The following is a 21,805-nucleotide window of genomic DNA, read 5'->3' as shown; positions in this document are numbered from 1 at the left end:
CTGGGCTAGATTTAGCAGAAAGGCAATCCTCCAGGGGTTAGAACCCCTGGAGCGATTGAAACTTTTTTATCTGACGAAAGCAGCGGCGACGCCGCCGTCAACGTTCAATATATTGCCCGTACTCTTGCTAAGCAAGCCGCCGGTAAATGCGAAGACTGCATTGGCAATGTCGACTGTGCCGATGATTTCGTTGAGCAAAGTGCGTTTGGCGTAGAAAGCAGGCAGTTCTTCAACCGTGATGCCATAAGCTTTTGCACGGCCTTCAGCCCATTTGCCTTCCCATATTTTGCTACCTTCAATGACGGCATCAGGATTCACGGTATTGACTCTGATTTTCTCAGGTCCAAGTTCTGCGGCCAGCAGCCTGGTCATGTGGGCCTGGGCTGCTTTGGCTGAGCCATACACCACATTGTTTGGCCCGGAAACCAGTGCGTTTTTGCTAACGATATTCACCAGATCGCCGCCGAGCCCCTGTGCACGCAGAATATCGACACCAGCTTGCGACACCAAAAACTGTCCCTTGGTAAGCACGTCCATTAGCAGGTCATAGTCCTGCTCAGAAGTGTCGGTGATCGATTTGCTGATAGCCAGCCCTGCTGAGTTTACAATTACGTCGACGCCTCCAAACTCCAGGCAAGCTTTTTTGAACGCAGCTTTGATGCTCTCTGGATTTGTGACGTCCATTTTTGCGTAGGTCGACACGTCTCTTTTGTAAGTCTTATTGGCTGCGGCCGCCCTGTCTTCGTCGATATCCGTGATAACTACACAGGCACCTTCGGCTGCCAGCTTGTCGGCAATTGCCTTTCCAATGCCACCGGCGCTTCCTGTGATCAGCGCTACTTTGCGGGACATGGGTTGCTCCTTCGGCATGCGCTGCAGCTTGGCTTCTTCCAATAGCCAGTATTCAATATCAAAAGCCTCCTGAAGAGGCAGGGCCACGTACTCAGAAATAGCTTCTGCTCCACGCATCACGTTAATGGCATTGATGTAGAATTCCGACGCCACCCTTGTTGTTTGCTTGTTTTTGGCAAAAGAGAACATGCCCACGCCAGGCCAGATAATAACGACCGGATTTGGATCACGCATGGCCGGGCTATTGCTGCGCTTGTGTTCGTTGTAATATTTCGCATACATCTCTCTGTATGCCTGGAAATAAGGCTCAAGCTGTTTTTTGATGGCAGTTTTGTCGGAAAGGTCTGCGTCTTTCGGCAAGTCGAGTACCAACGGCCTGATTTTAGTTCTCAGGAAGTGATCTGGGCAGCTGGTGCCGAGTGGTGCCAGGCGTTCAAGGTCTTTGCTGTTGGCAAACTGCAGCACCTTTTCATCATCGGTAAAGTGGCCGACCATGCGGTCGTAGCTTGAAGCAAGGCCCCTCAAAACCGGAGCCAGCTGTGCTGCCTGGTCTTTTCTTTTTTCGGGAGAAAGAGATTCAATGATCTGCCCCCCAAAAATCGGCCTTTTCTTGCCATAATTCTGCTCCAGGTACTCACTGGCCATGTCGATTACTTCAAGGCTATTGATGTAGCAATCATAGGCTGTGTCGCCCCAGGTGAACAGCCCGTGGCCGCCCAACATGATGCCTCTGATGCCAGGATTGTCAGCCAGCGACTGCTTCAACTGTAGGCCGAGATCGAAACCAGGGCGCTGCCACGGCACCCACGAAATCTGACCTTTGAAAAGGTCTTTTGTTATTTGCTCACCGTCCTTCGATGCTGCAATGGCAATGGCTGCATCGGGGTGGAGGTGATCTATGTGCTTGAAAGGCAGGAAGCCATGCAGCGGCGTGTCGATTGATGGTGCTTTGGAATCGAGGTCGTAGATGCAGTGGTTGAAAAGGGCCACCATTTCGTCTTCGAACTCAAGGCCGCGGTATACATTTTCCAGTGACCTGAGCTTGTCGTTGTACAGCCCGGCCAATCCACTGCGGGTAAGCGTGCCTATGTCACCTCCTGAGCCTTTAATCCACATTACTTCCACTTCCTTGCCGGTAAGCGGGTCTTTCTCCATGGTTTTACAACTGGTGTTGCCGCCGCCATAGTTGGTGATGCGCAGGTCTGCACCAAGAATGTTAGATCTGTAAAGGAGCAATGCCACTTCATCACCTTTCAGTTGGGCAGCTTTTGCGTCGTCCCATAGGTAGTTGACGTGTTTGAATGTTTTTGCGGGTGCACTCATGGTATTATTGAATTAAAAGTTTTGTTGTCATTGTTAAGTTAAGAACGGACTGTTGCCAAGAGAATGCTTCGACAGGCCCAGCGTGACATCCGTTTCGGGCATTATACTTCAAAAATCAACATCTGTAGCTGCTTCACTGTCATGCACTATACTGTATGGGCGGTTTTTTTGTGTTTAATATATTTGTAACATTGATTGTTGGTGAATAAACCCTAATAGTGCGGTGGAAGAGCTGTTGCTGGATATCAAAGAGAAGTCGAGTGTGCCTAAGTACAAACAGATTGTAGGCAGTGTCATTTCAAGTATTGAAGCTGGCAAAATCAAGTATGGGCAGAAGCTGCCATCCATCAATCAGGTGAGCTACGATTACCTTCTTGCCCGGGATACAGTGGAGAAGGCATACAATGAGCTGAAAGAGCTTGGTGTGATAGCGGCTGTGAAAGGCAAGGGGTATTATATCAGCAACTCGGCACCTAAATCACAACTAAAGGTGCTCATGCTCTTCAACAAGCTGAGTACTTATAAGAAGGAGATATACAACTCCATTGTCCATGAGCTGGGGGAAAAGGCGCACATCGATTTTTTTGTTTACCACTGCGATTTTGAGCTTTTTGAAAAAGTACTAAACGAGCACCTCACTGGCTACAGCTATTTTGTGCTAATGCCTCATTTTACTGATCTGGATGTAGAAAAGCTGAATGCCTTGCTATCCAAAATACCCAGAGAGAAAATAATCATTCTGGACAATCGGATCGAAGGTGTGAGTCACTTTAATGGCTGCGTTTACCAGGACTTCAAAATGGATATATATAATGCCCTGTCTGAAGCCAAAGAAAAGCTTAGCCGGTACAAAAAACTTATTCTTGTGTTTCCTGAAAACGAAACATATCCCTACACCAGAGATATTGTCATAGGGTTCAGGAGGTTTTGCGGGTTCAGCAATGTGCTCCATGAAATTATCAGCGAAATAGGTTCTGAACACGTGATTGAAAGTAAGACAGCTTATGTGGTCATTGAAGAAAGCGATCTGGTGAATCTGATCAAGCTTCAGCGGGCCAATGGAATGGAACTAGCCAAAGATGTTGGCATTGTTTCGTACAATGACACCCCGCTCAAGGAGGTGCTTAGCGACGGAATTTCTGTCATTACCACTGACTTTCGCAAAATGGGCCAGCTGGCAGCGAAGGCCATGCTGGAAAACAGCCCGATTGAGGTGAAGAACGACTTTCGGTTTATTGAGAGGAAGTCGGTGTAGCTATTAGTCGAGTTAATTTTTTAACTTGGGTATAATATTTTTCGACATGAAAAACGAAGAAAAAATTATTGAGCTTTTGATGGAGTACATCTCCTGGGCCGATAAAATGGAAAAAGAATTCAAAGAGGAGATGGTTCAGCTCCGACGTGATTTTAATCAAACCAACTCATGACAAGAGGCGCTTATGCAAGAGATATTCAAGCTCCCCAAAAGAGTCGGCAAGCTGGAGGATGAACCTTAGCACAATCACTTGCCAAAGTTTCCGTGATTGTAGTTCCGAATGACAAAGATTATTTCGTCAATTTCGACTCGCCTTGTCGTTTCTATTCAGGTTTGTGAGTAAGTAGACTTTCCCTACTATGTCAGCTCCACTTCTTTAACCCCAGCAACTTTTCTCCTAACTCAGTAAGCCTCGCAATTTTATAGTGCTTCTGTTCCCATTTTCTCGGGTCTCCGGGGAAGGCATAGCCTTCCGGTGTCTTGCGTTTTTGCCATGACTCAATGCGCCATTGTCTGAGCTTTTCGTCGTGTTCCCTCGCTGGCATCATAGAGACGTACTGCGCAATGCGCACTTTGTTGCCGCTCGTATTGGGACGGATACCATGTGGGAGAAGGCTATTGAAAATCAGCAAATCGCCAGGCTCAAGTTTCACTTTCACAATCTCGAAACCTGAAATGTCGGGTTTGAAAGGATCACGGTCTTTGGGCTGTGTAAGCTTCCAGGTGTCGTAGGTTCGGAAGAGCTCGGGCACGCACTGAAAGCCGCCAATGTTTTCGTCGGCTTGGTCACTAAGAGCCAGGACACCCTGCACATTCTGAGGCTTGGTTTCGGGGTCGTAGTCCCAGTGCATAAATCCTTTAAAGTCGTGACCCGGCCGCAAAGGCAGGTTAAGGTTGGCTCGGTCGATAGTGACCCAAAGCTTTTCTGTTCCCCAAATGTCTACAAAAGCATCGTACACTTTGGGAGTTTGCCGGTTGTCCCACAGGTACTGATGATTAAAGATCTCCACCATGCCGCTGTGTTGCAGTTCTTTCATTTCCATCAGCGCCCGTGGAGGTGCATACCATGTGTCCGGGTTGGCGGGATCTTTTTCTTCAAACTCCCAAATCAGCTGCGCCAGCCTCTCAGTTTGCGGTTTTGGCACAGCCTGCTTGATCACAATGTAGCCGTTGCTTATCCAAAATGTCCAATCCGCCTCACTCAACACCCTGAGGGGGTGTCCATTGGATCGGTCGTTGAGATGGAAGGTCTGATCAATCGCCGTCGATTGATTTTGCTCGCCTTTGCTGGGATCGAACGGTTGGTAGAATTTGGAAGTAGCCGCTTTCATCAGTCAAAAGTTACCTAAAACGCCTGTCATTGATGGTGCCACGGCTTAATTTTTTAGCTCCCCTACTATTTGCCGCTCGCAAATTCGTAGCTGCCGGGCTGTAGCTCATACACTGCTTTGCCATTATCAAACCTCACGAATGCAATACCTTTCGATTTAGCGACAGGCTTGCCTCCTTCAGAGATGTCTTTGATAGAAGATGCTGGCAGGTAAAGTGTGGCGGAAGTATTGGGAGGCACAGTGGTTGCGTATGTTAGCCTGTTGCCTTCCACTTTCCAGCTGCTTTCAATTCTTCCATACATCGAGTCATAATATCCTTTCGCCCAGGTCATTTGCCCGGTGGGGTCAGGAGTGGGTTGCAAAACGAAATGCTTGAAAGCCGGGCTATCGGGGTCTCTTTGGATGCCAAGAGAATAGTTGTACATCCACGCACCCACAGCTCCGAAAGAATAATGGTTGAAGGAATTCATGCTGTTGTTGCCGCCGAAGCCGTTTTCCACAGTGTAGGAGTTGAGCCGTTCCCAGATGGTGGTGGCACCGTTGACGACAGAGTAGAGCCAGGAGGGGTAGCTGGTTTGCTGCAATAGCTTGTAAGCCAGGTCACTTCTCCCGTTTTCCGAAAGTGCTTCGGTGATTGAGGCGGTACCAATGAATCCAGTCATGAGAGAGTAAGCTGGCCTGGTAGCTCCACCGTCGTCGGTGTTTTGGCGCTCGACCGTTGCTGCCAGGTGCTGGATGGCGTGGGGTACGTTTTCTGCATTGAAAGCGCCGAGTGCTAAAGGAATAGCATAGCTCGCCTGTGTGTCCATGAGTTGTCCTTCGTCGGATGTGTCTTCGTCGGGTGTTTGCCCTGGAGGGCCAAACCTTGGCGCCCTGAATCCAGACTTAACTGTTTTGTGCGTGACTTTGTTGACATATTTGGTATTGAAGAAGGCCTTGCGCTCCTCACGTTGAGCCGAAAAAGCTTTGGCTTCATCGGCGTGACCTAAGATGTTGGCTGTTTTGGCCAGAATTTCCAGGTCATATATTTGGTAGGCTGTCCAAAATAGTGTGTTGTCGTTTTTGTTGTTTTCCGGACTCAGCCAGTCGCCCAATGGGCCTTCGTTAAGAATGCCTGTCCTGGAATCCACCTTTGATGCCAGAAAAGCTGCGTATCTTTTCATAGCACCGTAGTGCTCTCTCAGCAGTTCCACATCGCCGTACTGTTGGTAGGTTTCCCAGGCTACAATAATGCCTGCACTTCCCCAGAGCGTACCGCCAAAGCCACCCCCAACAGGCGCTACGTCGGTAAAGCGGCCATCCTCTCTTTGAATATCTCGCATCGCCAGCAAATGCCTGCGAAGGAACAGGTCATTGTCGGCCAGGTAGGTGGAAGCGCCTGAAAATACGTTGATGTCTCCACTCCAGCCCATTCTTTCATTCCGGGCCGGTGTATCCGTTGGGATCGACAGGAAATTTCCCCGCATCGACCAGGTAATATTTCCCCAGAGCTTGTTCACCAGTTCGTTGGAGGTTTGATAGCTGGAGGCAAGCTCCTGGATGGAGCTCACAACCATGCCCTTTACACTTTCCAGCGGCAGTGCTTTTTCAATGCCTGTGATCTCCAGAAATCTGTAACCGTGGAAAGTAAATCTTGGCTGGATTGTTTCGTCGCCTCCTTTCAGTATCCAAATATCCTGCGTTAGCGCTGCCCGAATATTTTCCAACATAATCATGCCCACGTTGTTGCCGTATTCGTCAAGTGCAGGATATTTTACTTCCGCATACCTCAAAGTGATTTTGTTCCCGGCCGTTCCATTCAGTGAAATATTGGGAAAGCCTACCATGTTTTGGCCCATGTCGTATACAAAGACACCCGGCCTGACTTCTTCCACACTTTTAGCAGTTAGCGTCTTTACGATGGATGAGTTGGCCCCCATTTGTCCGACCAATTGAAGGTCGTCATAGTCAAACGTGGTTGGCCCGCCTCTGCCCGGGAAGGTGCCCACGTACGCTGTGCCTTTTAGAGGTACTTCTACTGCCGGTTTCCAATTAGCGTCATTGTAGTCGGCTTTGGCCCATCCTTTTACTTTTTCCTCTAATGAGGCATCGTACACTTCGCCTTGAAAAAAGCTCCCGACTCTAATAGGGCCCTCTGTGAAAAGCTTCCAGGCGTCAGGCTCTGTTGCGATCACCTGCTCGGTTCCGTCGCTGTAGGTGACTACCAGCTTAGCAAGCAACGACTGCCTGTCACCAAAGTAGTTCCAGCTTTCGCCGCTGTACGTAATGTTGCCACTCCACCAGCCTTCTGCCAGCCAGGCACCTACGGCATTGGCCTTCCCTGCGATCATCTTGTCCGTGACATCGTAGGTTTGATACATGTGGGTTTTGTTGTACTGTGTAAGACCAGGGTTGAAGTAGTCGTTGCTGATTCTCTTGCCGTTGATATACATTTCGTAAATGCCCCTTGCTGTCACATAAAGCCTTGCTTTGGCGATGGCCTTGTCCTCTGCAGAAAATTTGGTTCGGAGCATTGGTGTGGCGTTTCGGCTGGGGTTTGCTATTACCGTGGTTCCATCCACAACATAAGCGTCGTTAGCGATGCTAAAGCCTGTTTTTGTGCCGTTAAGGAAGTTTGAAAACACGCCTTTGTAGCTTGAGATGGAAGCAAGATTTTCTTTGAAAACGGCATTGGAGGGAAAGCGGAAGTTCTCTATCTCAACGGAGGAAAAAGAAGCTTTTTGCCCCCTGTCGGCGGAGAATCCAATATCAGCGACCATGGGAAAGCTGATGAAGTTATTGCCCAGCCCTACTGGATTAAGATTCAAGCCTCTCGGAGCAAATGGACTTGGGTTGGGGTCATCACTTTTGGTGATCAGATGCTCTGCGTCGTTGCCATCGATAAAAATCTCAAACACACCAAAGTTGCAGTCGGCATAAAATGTATGTGGGGCGTACTTATTGGTGTTGTTAACAAGCGTAAGGGGAAGTTGATAGCTTTTAAATGGGACGCCCACCTCATCTTCTGGCGCATAGCCGACCCGATAGATATTAAAGCTGGACAAACCTGCCGGAGTGCCATCTACTTTTGAAATATCAAGCTCGAACTTGATGTAGCTTTCGTTCTCACCGCTCTGCACGCCCATGATGTTCATGTCTTTGTCCATGAGCCGGCTGTCGTTGGCACCGAAGATGAAGCCAGCCCTGGTTGAGCCCGAGGCTTTGTCCATCTGAAGTTGATAACTTAGCTTAAAGACAGACAGGTAGTGAGAGTAGAAGACCAGGTCGTCATCGCCGCCACCAATCCAGGTGGCTCCGCTCCAGGCTGATAGATTCGGGTCGGGATTCATCAGACCTGTTTCGAACCACGAAGATGCAGAGGCATTTGTTTTTTGGTTGCCCCATAAGGTTACCGTCCAGTTATATTTGGTGGTGGGCTGGAGGCTGGCACCGCCGTATGTAATGCCTAGCGCTTTACCACTTTCGATCTTGCCAGAGTTCCATACCTCATTTCCTTTTTCTGACACTACTACGATTTGATAGGCCGTTTGCATGAGTCCACGTAAATCATTCGAGCCCTGCATTTGCCAGCTAAAGCGGGGCTTTTCTACGTCAATGCCAAGAGGGGCTGTGGCATACTCTGTTTTAAGGTTAGCAACTTTGAATGAGCCCTGCGATAATAATGCATGAGTTGTCAGGAGTAGGAGAGAGAAAAACACTCCTTTGATGTAGCGGTTTTTCATGTAAGTAGGTGTTGGCAAGTAATATACAACTTTTGGGTTTTTCCAGATAGATTAAAGTGTCAAATTAACATAATGAAATAGCCGCCGTGTCCTGCACTGTGCTGTTTATGAATGATCACATAAATCACTAAATTGAATGTGCTTATACTACTTATACACTACCTACAATGAACTACTCAATATTGAAGGCCCACATTAAGGGGCTGGCGACGCCTTTTTGCCAATCATTTGCCTTTGTGATCGTAGCGCTTGCAGTGCTTGAAGGCTGCCAAACAAAAACTACGGAGCAAAAAGACACAACTGTTTCCACTGCTGATTCCACCATCCTAAAAGTGGTGCAGGACAATCAAGCCAATACCATTTCCATATTCAGAGAAGGAGAAAGCGACCCTCTTGTCACGCAAAATGTAAGACCCGATTTCCGTCCTTACTTGCATCCCATTGTAGCCCCCGATGGCAAGGGGCAGCTAACTGAATACAGTCCTGGTCACCACAAGCACCAAACGGGCCTCTACTGGGGCTTCACGAGGGTAAATGGCCGGGACTACTTCCATCATCCCGAAGGTGACTACTGGCGGAAAGTGTCGGCAGAAGTGATTGAAGCCGAAAGCAAGGTGGTGAAGTGGCAGACGGTCTACGACCTGCTTGATGAGCAGGGCAATCCCGTGCTGACAGAAACTCAAAACTGGTCGATGAGGGAAACAGGAGGCAAGTTCTTGCTTGACCTCGAATGGAACGGGCTTGGCAAAACCGATGTGACCATTGGCAAGTATGACTACGGCGGACTATTTCTGCGGATGCCGTGGGTGGAAGGCATCAAAGGGGAAGTGGTAAATGCTGCCCGTCAGAAAAATGAAAAAGCCGAAGGGCAGCGTGCCATGTGGGTAGACGCTGGTATGCAGGTGGAAGGACGAGATGACCTTGCACACATTGCCATTCTGGATCATAAAGAGAACAAAGGCTTTCCACAGATGTGGAGAGTTGATGGGCAGTTGGGTATTGGCCCGGCCCGTGCCCGCATGGGTGACTGGACTATTGGCAAAGGCGAAACTGAAACCATCAAACATGAGATTGTGGTCTACACAGGCGAGCTGAATGACGTTGAGATGACCGAAACATGGCAGGATTATGTCGGCGACCACAATATGTACTCGACGGCGGTGCTTTGGGGCATTGCGCAAGAAGAGGGAAGAAATGCCAAATTTCTGAAGCCCGAAGAGGCGGTGGAGGCCATGACTATCAAAGATGGCTATGACGTAAACGTGTGGGCAGCCGAACCTATGATGTCCCAGCCGATGGCCTTTTGTTGGGATGATCGAGGCAGGCTGTGGATTGCAGAAAACAAAGATTACGAGTCGAGGGGCTATGGCTTCTCTAAAGCCGGTAATAGCCGCATACTGATCCTGGAAGATACCGATCACGATGGGGTGGCTGATAGCCGCAAAGTGTTTCTGGAGGGGATCGCCTTTCCTTCGGCAATAGCTGTTGGTTTCGATGGTGTGTTTGTTGGTGCACCTCCCAACTTACTTTTTGTGCCCGACAAAAACCATGATGACAAGGCGGAAATGGATGATATTGAAGTTCGCTTAACAGGCTGGGGCATCCGTGACAGACACGAAACACTGAACAGCTTTCACTGGGGGCCTGATGGCTGGCTTTACGGTTTGCAGGGCTTTGCCACACCTTCCAAAGTGAAACTGGCGAAAGGAAAAGGCCGGATATATGGTCACAATGATCCTTTTCCTGAAGACATATTTGAAGGAGAAGGCACCGATATCAACGGAGGCGTTTGGCGCTACCATCCTACGAAGGACAAATTCGAGGTAGTATCACATGGGTTCAGCAATCCCTGGGGCATCGACTTTGACGCAAAAGGGCAGCTGTTTATCAGCGCTTGCGTTATACCACACCTCTGGCACGTAATTCCCGGAGGTATTTATCATCGCCAGGGCGGGCAGCACTTCAATCCTTACGTGTATAATGACATAAAAACGATTGCCGACCACCGGCATCGTTCTGCCCATGGCGGCTTGAGAATCTACCAGTCTGACGCTTTTCCTGCGGAGCAGCAAGGCCGTCTGTTCATGGCTAATATTCATGAGCATGCCGTGTTGTCGGATGTGCTTGAGCCCAAAGGCTCTGGCTTTATTGGTCACCATGGTGAAGAGTTTTTGATGGCTAACAATGCGCAGTGGGTAGGTTTCAGCATGGAGCTGGGGCCGGAAGGAGCACTTTATGTTCTGGACTGGCACGACGCAGATATTTGCGGCAAAGAGGTGCTCAACGAAGAAACTGGCCGGATTTTCCGTATTGCCCCTAAAGAGTCGTTGGCAGAAAACTGGGAAGGACGATATAGTGACCTTAGTAAAATGACGGATGTTCAGCTTGCCGCCTTACAAACCAGCAAAAGCTCCTGGCATGCCAGAAGGGCCCGGCTTATTCTACAGGGTAGAGCAGCTAAGTCGTCTTTGCCAAAAGAGGTGCATGACCAGCTCAGAAAGATTTTTACCAGCAACCCAAACCCTGATTTCCGACTGAATGCCATGTGGGCGCTGCATGTCACCGGTGGTTTCAGTGAAAAGCAGTTGATGGAAAGCCTGAGTGACAAAGATGAGTATGTGCGTGCCTGGGCCGTTCAGTTGCTCAGTGAAGAGAAGGCTTCAGGTGAGGCAGTGAATAAGTTTACTACCATGGCGAAAAGTGATAAATCGGCTGTGGTGAGACTTTACCTTGCGTCGGCGCTTCAGCGCATTCAGCCGGAACAAAAATGGGCGATTGCGGAAGCTTTGATGAGTCACGCTGAAGATGTGGAAGACCACAACCTGCCAAAAATGATCTGGTTTGGCACGGAGCCCCTCGTGGCTGAAAATCCTGACAGGGCACTCCAGCTTGCAGCAAAAAGCAAAATCCCAATGCTGGCAGAATATATTGCCAGAAGGGCGGTAGATGCGGACGCCACAGAGAAACTTATCGCAGCCATCGGGAAGAAGCCTGAGACAATGCTGAGTATGCTGGAAGGCATGCGCAACGGCTTGGAGGGACGCACCGATTTGAGTGCACCAGCCAACTGGCAGAAAGTGTATGATAACTTGCAGAGCTACCGGGATGTGAAGGTGAAGCAATTGGCATTGGAGGTGGCGCAGTTCTATGGAGACACCGAGGCAGCCAAACAATACCTGGCCACGCTGAAAAACAAAAATATACCTATTGATCAGCGATTGAAAGCGTTGAATTCTCTCGCCGATCAGCAGCGGGAGGAGCTTGTTCGGGAAATCCCGACTTTATTGAATGAGGAGGCTTTGAGGACCGATGTGATCAGGGCCGTGGCTGCCTTCGACGACAACTCATTGGGTCAGCTGCTCATCGATAAGTACGCAAGCTTCAACAGGCAGGAGAAGCTGGAAGCGGTTCAATCACTGGCCTCCCGCCCCAATTACGGCTGGACGCTCACTCAGGCTTTAAAAAGCGAAAAAATTCCCAAGCCTGATGTACCAGCCTATGTGGCTCGTCAGCTAAGGCGGGTGGTTGGGAGTGGGTTTGTTGAAGTTTGGGGGCCTATCGACGAATTGGGATCGGACATAGCTGCAGATTATAAGAAATACACGAGCTTACTGACTGACAAAGCCATAGGAGGAAGCGATGTTGTCAATGGTAAAATGATTTTTCAGCGTACTTGTGGTGCCTGCCACAAAATGTATGGCGAAGGTGGCAGCATTGGCCCGGAGTTGACAGGTTCCAATCGGGCTAACCTTGACTATCTGCTGAGCAATGTCCTCGACCCCAGCGGTGAAATTCAGGATGACTACAAAATGGTGGTTATCACCACCAGGGACGGGCGCACCTACTCAGGCAATGTGAATGCGGAAAATGAACGGCAGCTTACGATCCGGGTTGTTGGGCAAGACGCCGTGGTGATCAATAAGTCGGACATTCAATCCAGGGAGGAGTCGGCCAATTCGATGATGCCGCCGGGGCTATTCAAGACGCTAACTGATAAGGAAATCATTAACCTGGTTGGCTATCTTATGGCATCGGGACCGGTGAGCCAACCAACAGAATAATTAAGTTATTTATGAGAAGAACAGTTTTAAAGAATCCATTAGGATTACCCGCATTGGTATTGGTTTTGGCGGCTCTTACAGGATGTGGGCAGGATGCTTCGGAAGAGGATAAGCCGGCAAAGCCTAACATCGTTTTCATTATGGCCGACGACCTTGGCTATGGTGACTTGGGTGTGTATGGACAGCAACAAATAGCCACACCAAATATTGACAAGATGGCGGCGGAAGGCATGCTGTTTACACAGTTTTATGCTGGAAGCACCGTTTGCGCACCTTCCAGAAGCGCTTTGTTGACAGGGCTTCACACAGGACATACCCGGGTCAGAGGCAATGCCAGGGTGCCGCTTGGAGCGAGTGATACTACTTTTGCAGAGCTGATTCAGCGGGCTGGCTACGTCACAGGACTGATAGGTAAGTGGGGTCTCGGGGAACCAGGATCGACCGGTGTGCCGAATAAAAAGGGCTTTGATTATTTCTACGGCTATTTAAACCAACTGAGGGCACACAACTATTATCCTGACTATGTGTGGGAGAATGAAACCGTAGACTCTTTGGATAATGTGATGGACTATATCCCCGAAACCTATGCCAAAGGTGTGGGTGGGATCGCTGCCGAGAAAAACACCTATATTCAGGATAGATTTCTGGAGAAGACACTTCAGTTTCTACAAAGCAACAAGGACTCCACCTTTATGCTTTACCTGCCGCTCACACTACCTCATGCCAACAACGAGGCGGGTTATTTCGGTCAGTCGGGGATGGAAATTCCCGATTTCGGAGCTTATAGTGACAAAGATTGGCCTGACCATCAAAAGGGGCACGCCGCCATGATTTCCCGGCTTGACAAAGATGTGGGAACCATACTGGATAAGCTCAGGGAACTTGGACTTTCGGATAACACACTGGTTATTTTTACCAGCGATAACGGGCCTCATGATGAAGGCGGGGCTGATCATACATTTTTTGATAGTAACGGCCCTTTGCGTGGCCTAAAAAGAGATTTGTTTGAAGGAGGAATCAGGGTGCCCATGATTGCATCCTGGCCGGGGAAAATAGAAAAGGGAAGCAAAAGTGACTATATAGGTGCCTTTTGGGATGTATTACCCACCTTTGTGGAAGCAGCCGAAATAGATTCTGAGAACACGACTGATGGAATATCTTTTCTGCCATCGCTACTTGGTAAGCAACAAAAAGAGCATAGCTACCTTTACTGGGAATTTTACGAAGGGGGTGGCAAGCAGGCGGTTCGCATGGACAAATGGAAATGTATCGTTTTAAACATCAACAAGCCTGAGCAGCGAGAAGTACTTCTATTCGATTTGAGTAACGACCTCGCTGAGGAACAAAACGTCGCAGACCAGTTTCCCGAAGTGGTTGCTAAAGCATTGGAACTCATGGAAACAGCACATAAGTATGACCCAGACTTTCACTTCGACTTTGAGAGCTCAGGCGATAACTAGAAAAAGCTATTCGGATTTATTGAACAACTATTATGCAATTAGTCATTACCGATGGGTATACCCTTAATCCCGGAGACCTTAGCTGGGAGGCCCTTCATCAGTTGGGTGAAGTGAAATATTATGATCGAACGTCGCCGCTGGAAATGATTGAGCGATGCAAGGAGGCCCACGTGATTGTCACCAACAAAACCCCAGTCACAGCCGAAACCATAAAAGCTTGTCCGCATTTAAAGCTGATTGCCGTCACCGCCACGGGCTACAATATTGTGGATGTGGCAGCGGCGGGAAATGCGGGTGTGCCCGTTTGCAATGTCCCCATTTACGGGACGCATTCAGTGGCCCAGCATACGTTCGCACTGATTCTTGAGCTTACGAACCGGGTGGGGCAAAACTCTCAGAGGGTAAGCAATGGTGAATGGTCGTCGGCTAAAGATTGGTGTTTCACAAGTGGCCCTATGATTGAGCTTTTGGACAAAACGATAGGCATCGTGGGCCTGGGGAGAATTGGGACACAGGTAGGCAAGATGGCGGAGGCCTTTGGTATGAAAGTCATATATCACAACAGAAGCCCGAAGCAGGTGGGCTGGAAATCCCGAACGGTCGGGGAGCTGTTTAAAGAAAGTGATTTCATATCAGTCCATTGCCCACTAACCAGCGAAAACGAGAAGTTTATCAATGAACAACTGATTGCAACCATGAAGCCAAAGGCTTTTCTCATTAATACGAGCAGGGGGCAGCTGATCGACGAAGAGGCTCTTGCCAACGCTTTGCAGAGGGGTGTCATTGCCGGGGCTGCACTGGACGTACTCAGCAAGGAACCGCCTCCTAAAGATCATCCACTTGTAGGCCTGAAAAATTGCCTGATCACCCCTCACAATGCGTGGTTGAGTTTTGAAGCCAGGAAAAGAATGATGACTACTACTGTAGAAAATATCCAGGAGGCATTGAAGGGAAGTCCAATCCATGTAGTCAATCAGGGTAATTTAAAAAGCTGAACAATCTTTCTAATTGGCTGATGCTGTGAATATTAAGCTCCGGATCATGTGATCTGTTTTTTCAAATGTGTAAATTTTAGTGTCGAAAAGGAGAATTTTTAACTGACCTACCTATACCTACTATGAAAACTAAAGCCGATCGTCGTCGATTTTTAAAAAACCTGGGGATGGGGGGCGTAGGCGCTGGCCTGCTCTCAGCCGAAATGTCGTGTGCCCCCAATGAGAGGAAAGGGATAGCCGAAAATAACAAGCCCATTGGCGAACGTTCGACCAGAGCCTACAATGGCAAGTACAGTGACGATTATTTGAGCCGAATAGCCATGCCGATTGGGGGCATGGGAGCTGGCATGTTTTGTCTGGAAGGTGCCGGCGCAATTTCACATGTGTCGGTAAGAAACAAGCCTGATATATTCAATGAGCCGGGCATGTTTGCTGCCATTTCGGTGAAGGGGGTAGACAAGGGAGCCAAAGTGCTGGAAGGCCCGGTACCTGACTGGAAAAAGTTTGGGCTGAGGGATGCAGGCAATGGTCTTGGTGGAGCAATTACAGGGCTGCCCCACTTCAAGAAAGCTATCTTTGAAACCCGGTTTCCATTTGCGAGTATTGAACTTGAAGATGACGATGTGCCCCTTAAAGTTGAGATCACTGGCTGGAGCCCCTTTATTCCCGGCGATGATGACAACTCCAGCCTGCCAATTGGCGCCATTGAATACAAGCTTAAGAACACAGGCCCTGGTTCAGTAGAAGCTGTTTTCTCGTTTAACTCAAAGAATTTCCTGAAGGTAGACAAGGGGCTCAACACAGTTAAGCCCATAACGAATGGGTTTGTTCTCTCGGAAGCTGGTACAAAGGAGGAGCCTTCCAAAAAATGTGACTTTGCGGTTTTTACAAACGACGCAGCGACAGTTGTTGATCATTGCTGGTTCCGTGGGGGCTGGTGGGATCCTTTGACTATCGCCTGGAACACCATAAAAAATGCTGAAGTGAGGCCGGTAAAGCCCGTAGAATCGGGTGCTCCTGGTGCTTCGTTGTACGTTCCTTTTTCCCTGGCAGCCGGGCAGGAAAAGACGATCAAGGTAATGATGGCATGGTACAGCCCTGACAGCGATCAGTCGTTTGGGAAAATGGGTATTCGTGCAGAGGACTGCTTGCCCGAAGATGGATGCGCTGATTCACCTGACGGGTTGGATAAATACGATAAGAATTTTGATGCAAAGTTTTTCAAGCCATGGTACAGTAGCAGGTTCTCAAGTGTAAATGAGGTGAGCAGCTATTGGAAGGATAACTACGATGACCTGTACAGAAAATCCGATTTGTTCACAAATGCTTTTTATGCCAGCACATTGCCGTCAGAGGTGGTTGAGGCGGTGGCAGCAAACCTGTCCATTCTCAAATCGCCTACAGTGCAAAGGCAATTCGATGGCCGTCTCTGGAATTTCGAGGGTTGTGGCGATTCGTGGGGTTGCTGCCACGGTTCTTGCACCCATGTGTGGAACTACGCACAGGCCATACCACATCTTTTTCCAGCGCTGGAAAGAAGCCTCAGGCACACAGAATTCTTTGAAAATCAAAATGCTCAGGGTCATCAGAATTTTCGGGCAACATCACCTATCAGGGTAAATGATCATAATTTCCATGCGGCGGCTGATGGCCAGCTTGGAGGGATTATGAAAGTGTACAGAGAGTGGCGCATTAGCGGAGACAATGCGTGGGTTGGCACAATGTTCCCGCTGGTGAAGTCGAGCATGGACTTTTGTATTCGTACGTGGGATCCATCCGAGAAAGGGATACTGGAAGAGCCGCACCACAACACCTACGATATTGAATTCTGGGGGCCGGATGGCATGCACATGAGTTTTTATGTGGGGGCGCTAAATGCGCTGGTGGCAATGGGTAAGTTCCTGGGCGAAGAAGTAGGAAAGTATGAACAACTGGCCAGCCAGGGGAAGGCCTTTATGGAAAGTGAATTGTACGATGGAGAATATTTTATTCAAAAAATAAAGGTGGATGGGCTTAAGGCTCCTAACCCTATTGAAGCTTCGGCGATTAGCATGGGAGGCCAATACTCTGATGAGGCGAGACAACTGCTGGAAGAGGAGGGGCCTAAGTATCAATATGGATATGGCTGCCTCTCGGATGGTGTACTGGGTGCGTGGATTGCCAGGGTGTGTGGGCTCGATGACCCAATTGATCCTGCGAAGCTAAAGAGCCATTTACTGGCGGTGCATAAATACAATCTGAAGGACAACCTAAGCGACCATGCCAATCCCCAGCGGCCTACGTTTGCCCTGGGTCATGATGGAGGCCTTCTTTTGTGTTCGTGGCCAAAGGGAGGAAAGCTTTCACTGCCTTTCGTCTACAGCGACGAGGTGTGGACGGGCATTGAATATCAGGTGGGCGCCCACCTGATGGAAATGGGAGCCGTGGAGGAAGGGCTTGAGATTGTTCGTACCTGTCGTGACAGGTACGATGGCCGGGTGCGAAACCCTTTCAATGAGTACGAATGCGGAAGCTGGTACGCCAGGGCGTTGTCAAGCTACGGCATGCTACAAGGTCTGACGGGCGTGCGCTACGATGCTGTCGACAAAACGCTTTATGTAGATTCAAGGGTGGGGGATTTCACCAGCTTCCTTTCAACAGAGAAGGGCTTTGGCACTGTAAGCTTAAAGGGTGGTCAGCCATCTTTGGATGTGGCTCATGGTGAGATTTCGGTAGATAAAGTAATTGTTTCCGGCAAGGAGGCGGCCTTGGTTTAGTAAGTATGTTGACTGTTCAGAAGGAACATATTATTTCACTGCGCTACACAATGAAGGATGATCAGGGTGTACTGTTGGAGGACAGAATGAGCGGGAGGCCAGTTGAATTTCTATATGGTATGGGTCAGATTCTTCCAGAGTTGGAGGCACATCTGCTAGGTCTAAAGACTGGCGATACCACGTCACTTTCTTTTTCTACAGAAATGGGCAGCTCAGTCACCTCGTTTCATTTTGAGGTGTTGGTAGACCAGGTAAGGCATGCAACAACTACTGAGTTGGCGAATGGCCACCCTGAGAACGAGGAGGTGAAGGATGACTGCGGCCCTGAGTGTGATTGCTTCAATTGAATAAACAAGAAAGGTATAATGCAAAAGACTCAGCCCGAACAGGCTGAGTCTTTTTTTATCATAGTAAAACGAGTTGTTATTTCGTTCTCAAAACAATCGATACCACTGCGCCGGTTGCTTCCTCTCCGTCATTTGGCTTGCTTACAATATACAGCGTATGAAGTTTTCCGTCTGTCACCGGTTCGAAATTGATGGTGAACATACTTGCGTTCATTCCACCTGGCAATGAGGAGCCCGAAGCCGATGATGCCTCACCAATTTTTTTGCCATCAATTGCATCAAGATGTACTTCAAACATATAACCTTTGGCCATTGGCTGCTGGCTGCCCGTCATGAAATCGGCCCCGCTAACGTCGGTCAAATCAATGTTACTAAGGCTGAAAGATCCGGTTGCATTTGGCAAAAGCAGAAGGTTCATGCCGCTGAATGACATTGTTGTGTATCCATCAAGGTTGCTCGCCTTTGTCAAATCCAACTTGCTGCTCTTCAGCCTCAAAGTAGATGAACCAACCAGAGGTTTGATATTGGTGCCACCCTTGTCAGTATAGCTAGCCCTAATGATCAATGAGCCATTATCCATTGGCTTTTTGTCCAGCGTGGGTTTCAGGGATCCTGTGACAGGAAGTGACTCGGCTGCCTTGCCACCATCGGCAAGAGAAAGCACCCATGAAACGATGCTCTTTGCATCACTCTCTGAAAGGCCAGGATGAGCCGCCATGGCGGTTTCGCCCCACACCCCTGAGCCACCATTCATGACCTTTTGGGCTAGTTTGGTAACAGCATCCGGGTCGTCTTTGTATCTCTTTGCCACGTCTAGATAGGCTGGCCCAATCGATTTTTCAGCCTCTTTGTGACAGGCCTTACAGTCCAAAGAGTTCATCATGTTCTTTCCAATCATATTCTCGGAAATTACCTGATGGCCTTGTGTGGCCTCTGCCTGGTCGGTACTTTCGATGTAGTCTGCGGAAACAAACAAGCTTGCCATATCTGGCTCTGAAGAGTCGTCGCTGTCGCTTACGCTTACAGCATATTCCACATTTTTTCCAGGGAAATAGAATGACTTATTGCCCTTCACGCTAATTGTCACATCAGGGGCAGCATTGCCAGCATAAACTGAGATCGAACTACTTTTAGCGGTTAACTTAGCCGGATCACTTGCTTCAACTGTAATGGCATAGTCACCAATTTTTGAGTAGGTATAAGTAACCTCCGGAGTGGATGTTTGCTTGGTTTCTCCGTTGCCAAAATCCCATGTGTAGGTAAGCTTGTCCCTCTCCGGGTCGCTGGCCGTTGCAGTTACAGTTACCTCCAGAGGTAACGTGCCTGAGCTTTTATCAACAGCTATTTGCTCTACAGAAGGCGCTCTGTTGCCGCCGTTAAAGTCAACTCTCGAAAGTGCTGCATCGCCATTTTTGGCAAACCATCCATTGCCGTACTCAAGCAAATAGAACTTTCCGTCAGGGCCCACTTCCATATCGATCAGCGAGTTGAACTTAGTGTGCTCCATGAAGGGCTCCATTTTCTCATAGTCGCCATTAGGGTACATGGTCACGGCTTTGATCCAACCACGGATCCAGTCGTAGATGAAAAGTTTGCCATTATAGTAGTCAGGGTATCTCGTAGCAGCGGGGAACATGTCAGTATAATAGACGGGCCCGGCCATTGCGTTTCTTCCACCGGTGGCTACCTGAGGAAACTCTTTTGATGCAGCATAAGGATACCAGATGAACGGAGGAGCTACCGGGGGCAGTTCTTTTATGCCTGTGTTATTAAGCGAATTATTTACCGGGTGCTCAGCATCAAATAGATCTCCTGACTTACCTGTTGCATAGTCGTATTGACGATAAGGATAGTTTTTCCCGACGAACAGCGGCCAGCCGAAGTTGCCAGCCTTCCGTGCCTGGTTCAACTCGTCATAGCCACGTGAACCACGGGTATCCATGCTGTCGTTGGCAGCATCCGGGCCCACTTCACCCCAATACAGGAAGCCGGTTTTCTGGTCAATGGAGATTCTGTAAGGGTTTCTGTTGCCCTGTACATAAATCTCAGGTCGGGTGCCTTCGGTACCAACAGGGTAAAGGTTGCCTTCAGGTATTTCGTAGGAACCGTCTTCTTTTACACGGATTCGCATGATTTTTCCACGAAGGTCGTTGGCATTACCTGCGCTTCTTCTGGCATCGTATTGCTCATGGCCTGGTCTGTCGTCCAGCGGGCCGTAGCCACTGTTGACATATTTGCTGCCAGGCTCATTAAATGGTGTCGAGTTGTCACCTGCTGAAACATAGAGTAGCCCGTCTTTGTCGAAGGCAATTGAGCCGCCAGTGTGGCAGCATATTTGGCGTTGAGAGTAGAACTCTAAGACTACTTTTTCAGAAGCCAAGTCAATTTTATCGCCGACAAACTTAAAACGAGACAGCCTGTTAACCGAAGTGTCTTTTGGACTGTAGAAAATGAACACATTATTGTTGGTGGCGAAGTTGGGGTCTTTCTGGATGCCCAAAACACCTTCTTCAGCATTTACTCCCTTCACGCCGCTCTGATGATACACGTCAAGCTTAGCCGCTTCAGTAACCTCTCCGGTGCCATTTTTATAGAGCAGGATTTCACCTCTTCGTTGAGCAATTAGAATGTCAAAGTTAGGGAGAATGGTCATTTCGGTAGGCTCGTAAAAAACACCACCTTCAGCAAGCATCGTTTTTGTGAATCTGTTTTCCTCCGGCGCTCGCAGGCTGGTCGCTTTTGAATAATCAAGTTCGTTGCCGTCACCAATGGCGTACTGGATGCCTGCCAGGATGTGTTTAAGGTAAAGTTCTTCTGTGTAAGACTCATCCGTATGGCCCAGGGCTGTGTAATAGGCACGGCCTCCGTCGTAGTCGTGGTACCAAGCCATTGGGTGGTTGCCTATTTTTGCACCACCTTCGTAGCTATCCTCATCAATAGTCATTAACACTTTAGTGTCAGGATTAAGATTTCTATAGCTATAAAACTCGTCTGTCTTTGTCCACTTTTCAGGCAAGAAACTTGTACTTGGGTGCGACTTGTCTACAATGTTCAGCACACCTTCCTGCACATTGGGGCTCTTGTCATTGATGCCTGGGTGATCGAGGAAGTAGCCTCCAACCAATTTGCCGTACCATGGCCAGTCGTATTCAGTGTCGGCAGCGGCATGGATACCCATGTATCCTCCACCGGCCTGGATGTATCTTTCGAAGTCAGCCTGCTGATAGTGATTCAGCACATCACCAGTGGTGCTGAGGAAAACAACTGCAGAGTAGTTCTTCAGTGAGTCCTCGTTGAAGTAATCTGCATTGGTAGTTGTATCCACCTCAAAACCGTTTTCAACACCCAGCTTTTGTATGGCTGCTATGCCAAATGGGATGGAGGTATGGTGCCAACCGGCGGTTTTACTGAAGACTAAAACTTTAGCAGGCCCTGATTTTTTTGAGCAAGAAAGGAAAGTCAGCGTTAAAAAAGCCACCAGGAAAAGGCTTTTTATGATAGACAAAGGGTGTTTCATCGAACGTAATTTTTATGGGTATGAGACGATTGAACTAAGCTTAATATGTTTCATTAACACAATAAACCGAAATTATGTATAAAAACTTCCCAAGATAAAAGATAGGATCGTAAAAGTGGCGTTTTTGCATTCCGCAAAACGGTTTTTTTACAAATGGTGACATTTTCTGGACGACTAATTGAGTTT

General features: G+C 48.6%; 11 protein-coding genes. 7 read left to right on the top strand and 4 right to left on the bottom strand.

Going from position 1 to position 21,805, the window contains the following annotated elements; genetic code table 11:
- Positions 1 to 66: 66 nt before the first annotated feature.
- A complete protein-coding gene (locus RIG68_RS18675) occupies positions 67 to 2,175 on the bottom strand; it encodes a bifunctional aldolase/short-chain dehydrogenase (protein WP_350125666.1) in 2,109 nt (702 codons plus the stop codon).
- 223 nt (positions 2,176 to 2,398) lie between these two features.
- Between RIG68_RS18675 and RIG68_RS18670 the strand changes: the two genes are divergently transcribed.
- Together RIG68_RS18670 and RIG68_RS18665 are read left to right on the top strand one after the other, a co-directional pair.
- Positions 2,399 to 3,430 carry a GntR family transcriptional regulator gene (locus tag RIG68_RS18670; RefSeq protein ID WP_350125663.1) on the top strand — a complete coding sequence of 344 codons (1,032 nt, stop codon included), beginning with the start codon at positions 2,399 to 2,401 and terminating at the stop codon, positions 3,428 to 3,430.
- A gap of 46 nt (positions 3,431 to 3,476) precedes the next feature.
- Positions 3,477 to 3,602, top strand: coding sequence for a hypothetical protein (locus RIG68_RS18665; protein ID WP_350125660.1), 126 nt, complete (start codon positions 3,477 to 3,479; stop codon positions 3,600 to 3,602).
- Positions 3,603 to 3,792: 190 nt separating this feature from the next.
- Here RIG68_RS18665 and RIG68_RS18660 read toward each other — a convergent pair whose 3' ends face one another.
- Positions 3,793 to 4,761 (bottom strand): phytanoyl-CoA dioxygenase family protein, encoded by a 969-nt coding sequence (locus RIG68_RS18660; RefSeq protein WP_350125657.1) that lies wholly within the window; start codon positions 4,759 to 4,761, stop codon positions 3,793 to 3,795.
- Positions 4,762 to 4,826: 65 nt separating this feature from the next.
- Positions 4,827 to 8,483, bottom strand: a complete 3,657-nt coding sequence (locus RIG68_RS18655) for a family 78 glycoside hydrolase catalytic domain (protein WP_350125654.1) — start codon at positions 8,481 to 8,483, stop codon at positions 4,827 to 4,829.
- A gap of 167 nt (positions 8,484 to 8,650) precedes the next feature.
- Between RIG68_RS18655 and RIG68_RS18650 the strand changes: the two genes are divergently transcribed.
- The 5 genes from RIG68_RS18650 to RIG68_RS18630 all read left to right on the top strand — a co-directional run bounded on the left by RIG68_RS18650 (position 8,651) and on the right by RIG68_RS18630 (position 18,102).
- Entirely contained in the window at positions 8,651 to 12,544 is a 3,894-nt protein-coding gene (locus RIG68_RS18650; RefSeq protein ID WP_350125651.1) for a PVC-type heme-binding CxxCH protein, read from the top strand.
- Between the two features lie 11 nt (positions 12,545 to 12,555).
- Positions 12,556 to 14,004 carry an arylsulfatase gene (locus tag RIG68_RS18645; RefSeq protein ID WP_350125648.1) on the top strand — a complete coding sequence of 483 codons (1,449 nt, stop codon included), beginning with the start codon at positions 12,556 to 12,558 and terminating at the stop codon, positions 14,002 to 14,004.
- A 32-nt stretch (positions 14,005 to 14,036) separates the two neighbouring features.
- Positions 14,037 to 14,999 carry a D-2-hydroxyacid dehydrogenase gene (locus tag RIG68_RS18640; protein WP_350125645.1) on the top strand — a complete coding sequence of 321 codons (963 nt, stop codon included), beginning with the start codon at positions 14,037 to 14,039 and terminating at the stop codon, positions 14,997 to 14,999.
- 122 nt (positions 15,000 to 15,121) lie between these two features.
- On the top strand, positions 15,122 to 17,755 hold the full coding sequence (locus tag RIG68_RS18635) for a GH116 family glycosyl hydrolase (RefSeq protein ID WP_350125642.1): 2,634 nt from the start codon (positions 15,122 to 15,124) through the stop codon (positions 17,753 to 17,755).
- Positions 17,756 to 17,760: 5 nt separating this feature from the next.
- Positions 17,761 to 18,102, top strand: coding sequence for an FKBP-type peptidyl-prolyl cis-trans isomerase (locus RIG68_RS18630; protein WP_350125639.1), 342 nt, complete (start codon positions 17,761 to 17,763; stop codon positions 18,100 to 18,102).
- Positions 18,103 to 18,178: 76 nt separating this feature from the next.
- Here the strand turns inward: RIG68_RS18630 and RIG68_RS18625 are convergent, their stop codons facing one another.
- Positions 18,179 to 21,619: a ThuA domain-containing protein gene (locus RIG68_RS18625; RefSeq protein WP_350125636.1), complete on the bottom strand. Its 3,441-nt coding sequence runs from the start codon at positions 21,617 to 21,619 to the stop codon at positions 18,179 to 18,181.
- Between the last annotated feature and the right edge of the window lie 186 nt (positions 21,620 to 21,805).

The organism is Imperialibacter sp., assembly GCF_040222385.1.
Taxonomy (GTDB): domain Bacteria; phylum Bacteroidota; class Bacteroidia; order Cytophagales; family Cyclobacteriaceae; genus Imperialibacter.
Note: the sequence above shows the minus strand (reverse complement) of the source record. Positions and strands in the feature narration are given on the sequence as shown.

Excerpts from the sequence above, each read along its gene's own strand:
- RIG68_RS18660 (WP_350125657.1), bottom strand. The coding sequence starts at position 4,761 with ATGAAAGCGGCTACTTCCAAATTCTACCAACCGTTCGATCCCAGCAAA.
- RIG68_RS18655 (WP_350125654.1), bottom strand. The coding sequence starts at position 8,483 with ATGAAAAACCGCTACATCAAAGGAGTGTTTTTCTCTCTCCTACTCCTG.
- RIG68_RS18675 (WP_350125666.1), bottom strand. The coding sequence starts at position 2,175 with ATGAGTGCACCCGCAAAAACATTCAAACACGTCAACTACCTATGGGAC.
- RIG68_RS18630 (WP_350125639.1), top strand. The coding sequence starts at position 17,761 with ATGTTGACTGTTCAGAAGGAACATATTATTTCACTGCGCTACACAATG.
- RIG68_RS18650 (WP_350125651.1), top strand. The coding sequence starts at position 8,651 with ATGAACTACTCAATATTGAAGGCCCACATTAAGGGGCTGGCGACGCCT.
- RIG68_RS18625 (WP_350125636.1), bottom strand. The coding sequence starts at position 21,619 with ATGAAACACCCTTTGTCTATCATAAAAAGCCTTTTCCTGGTGGCTTTT.
- RIG68_RS18665 (WP_350125660.1), top strand. The coding sequence starts at position 3,477 with ATGAAAAACGAAGAAAAAATTATTGAGCTTTTGATGGAGTACATCTCC.
- RIG68_RS18640 (WP_350125645.1), top strand. The coding sequence starts at position 14,037 with ATGCAATTAGTCATTACCGATGGGTATACCCTTAATCCCGGAGACCTT.
- RIG68_RS18635 (WP_350125642.1), top strand. The coding sequence starts at position 15,122 with ATGAAAACTAAAGCCGATCGTCGTCGATTTTTAAAAAACCTGGGGATG.
- RIG68_RS18645 (WP_350125648.1), top strand. The coding sequence starts at position 12,556 with ATGAGAAGAACAGTTTTAAAGAATCCATTAGGATTACCCGCATTGGTA.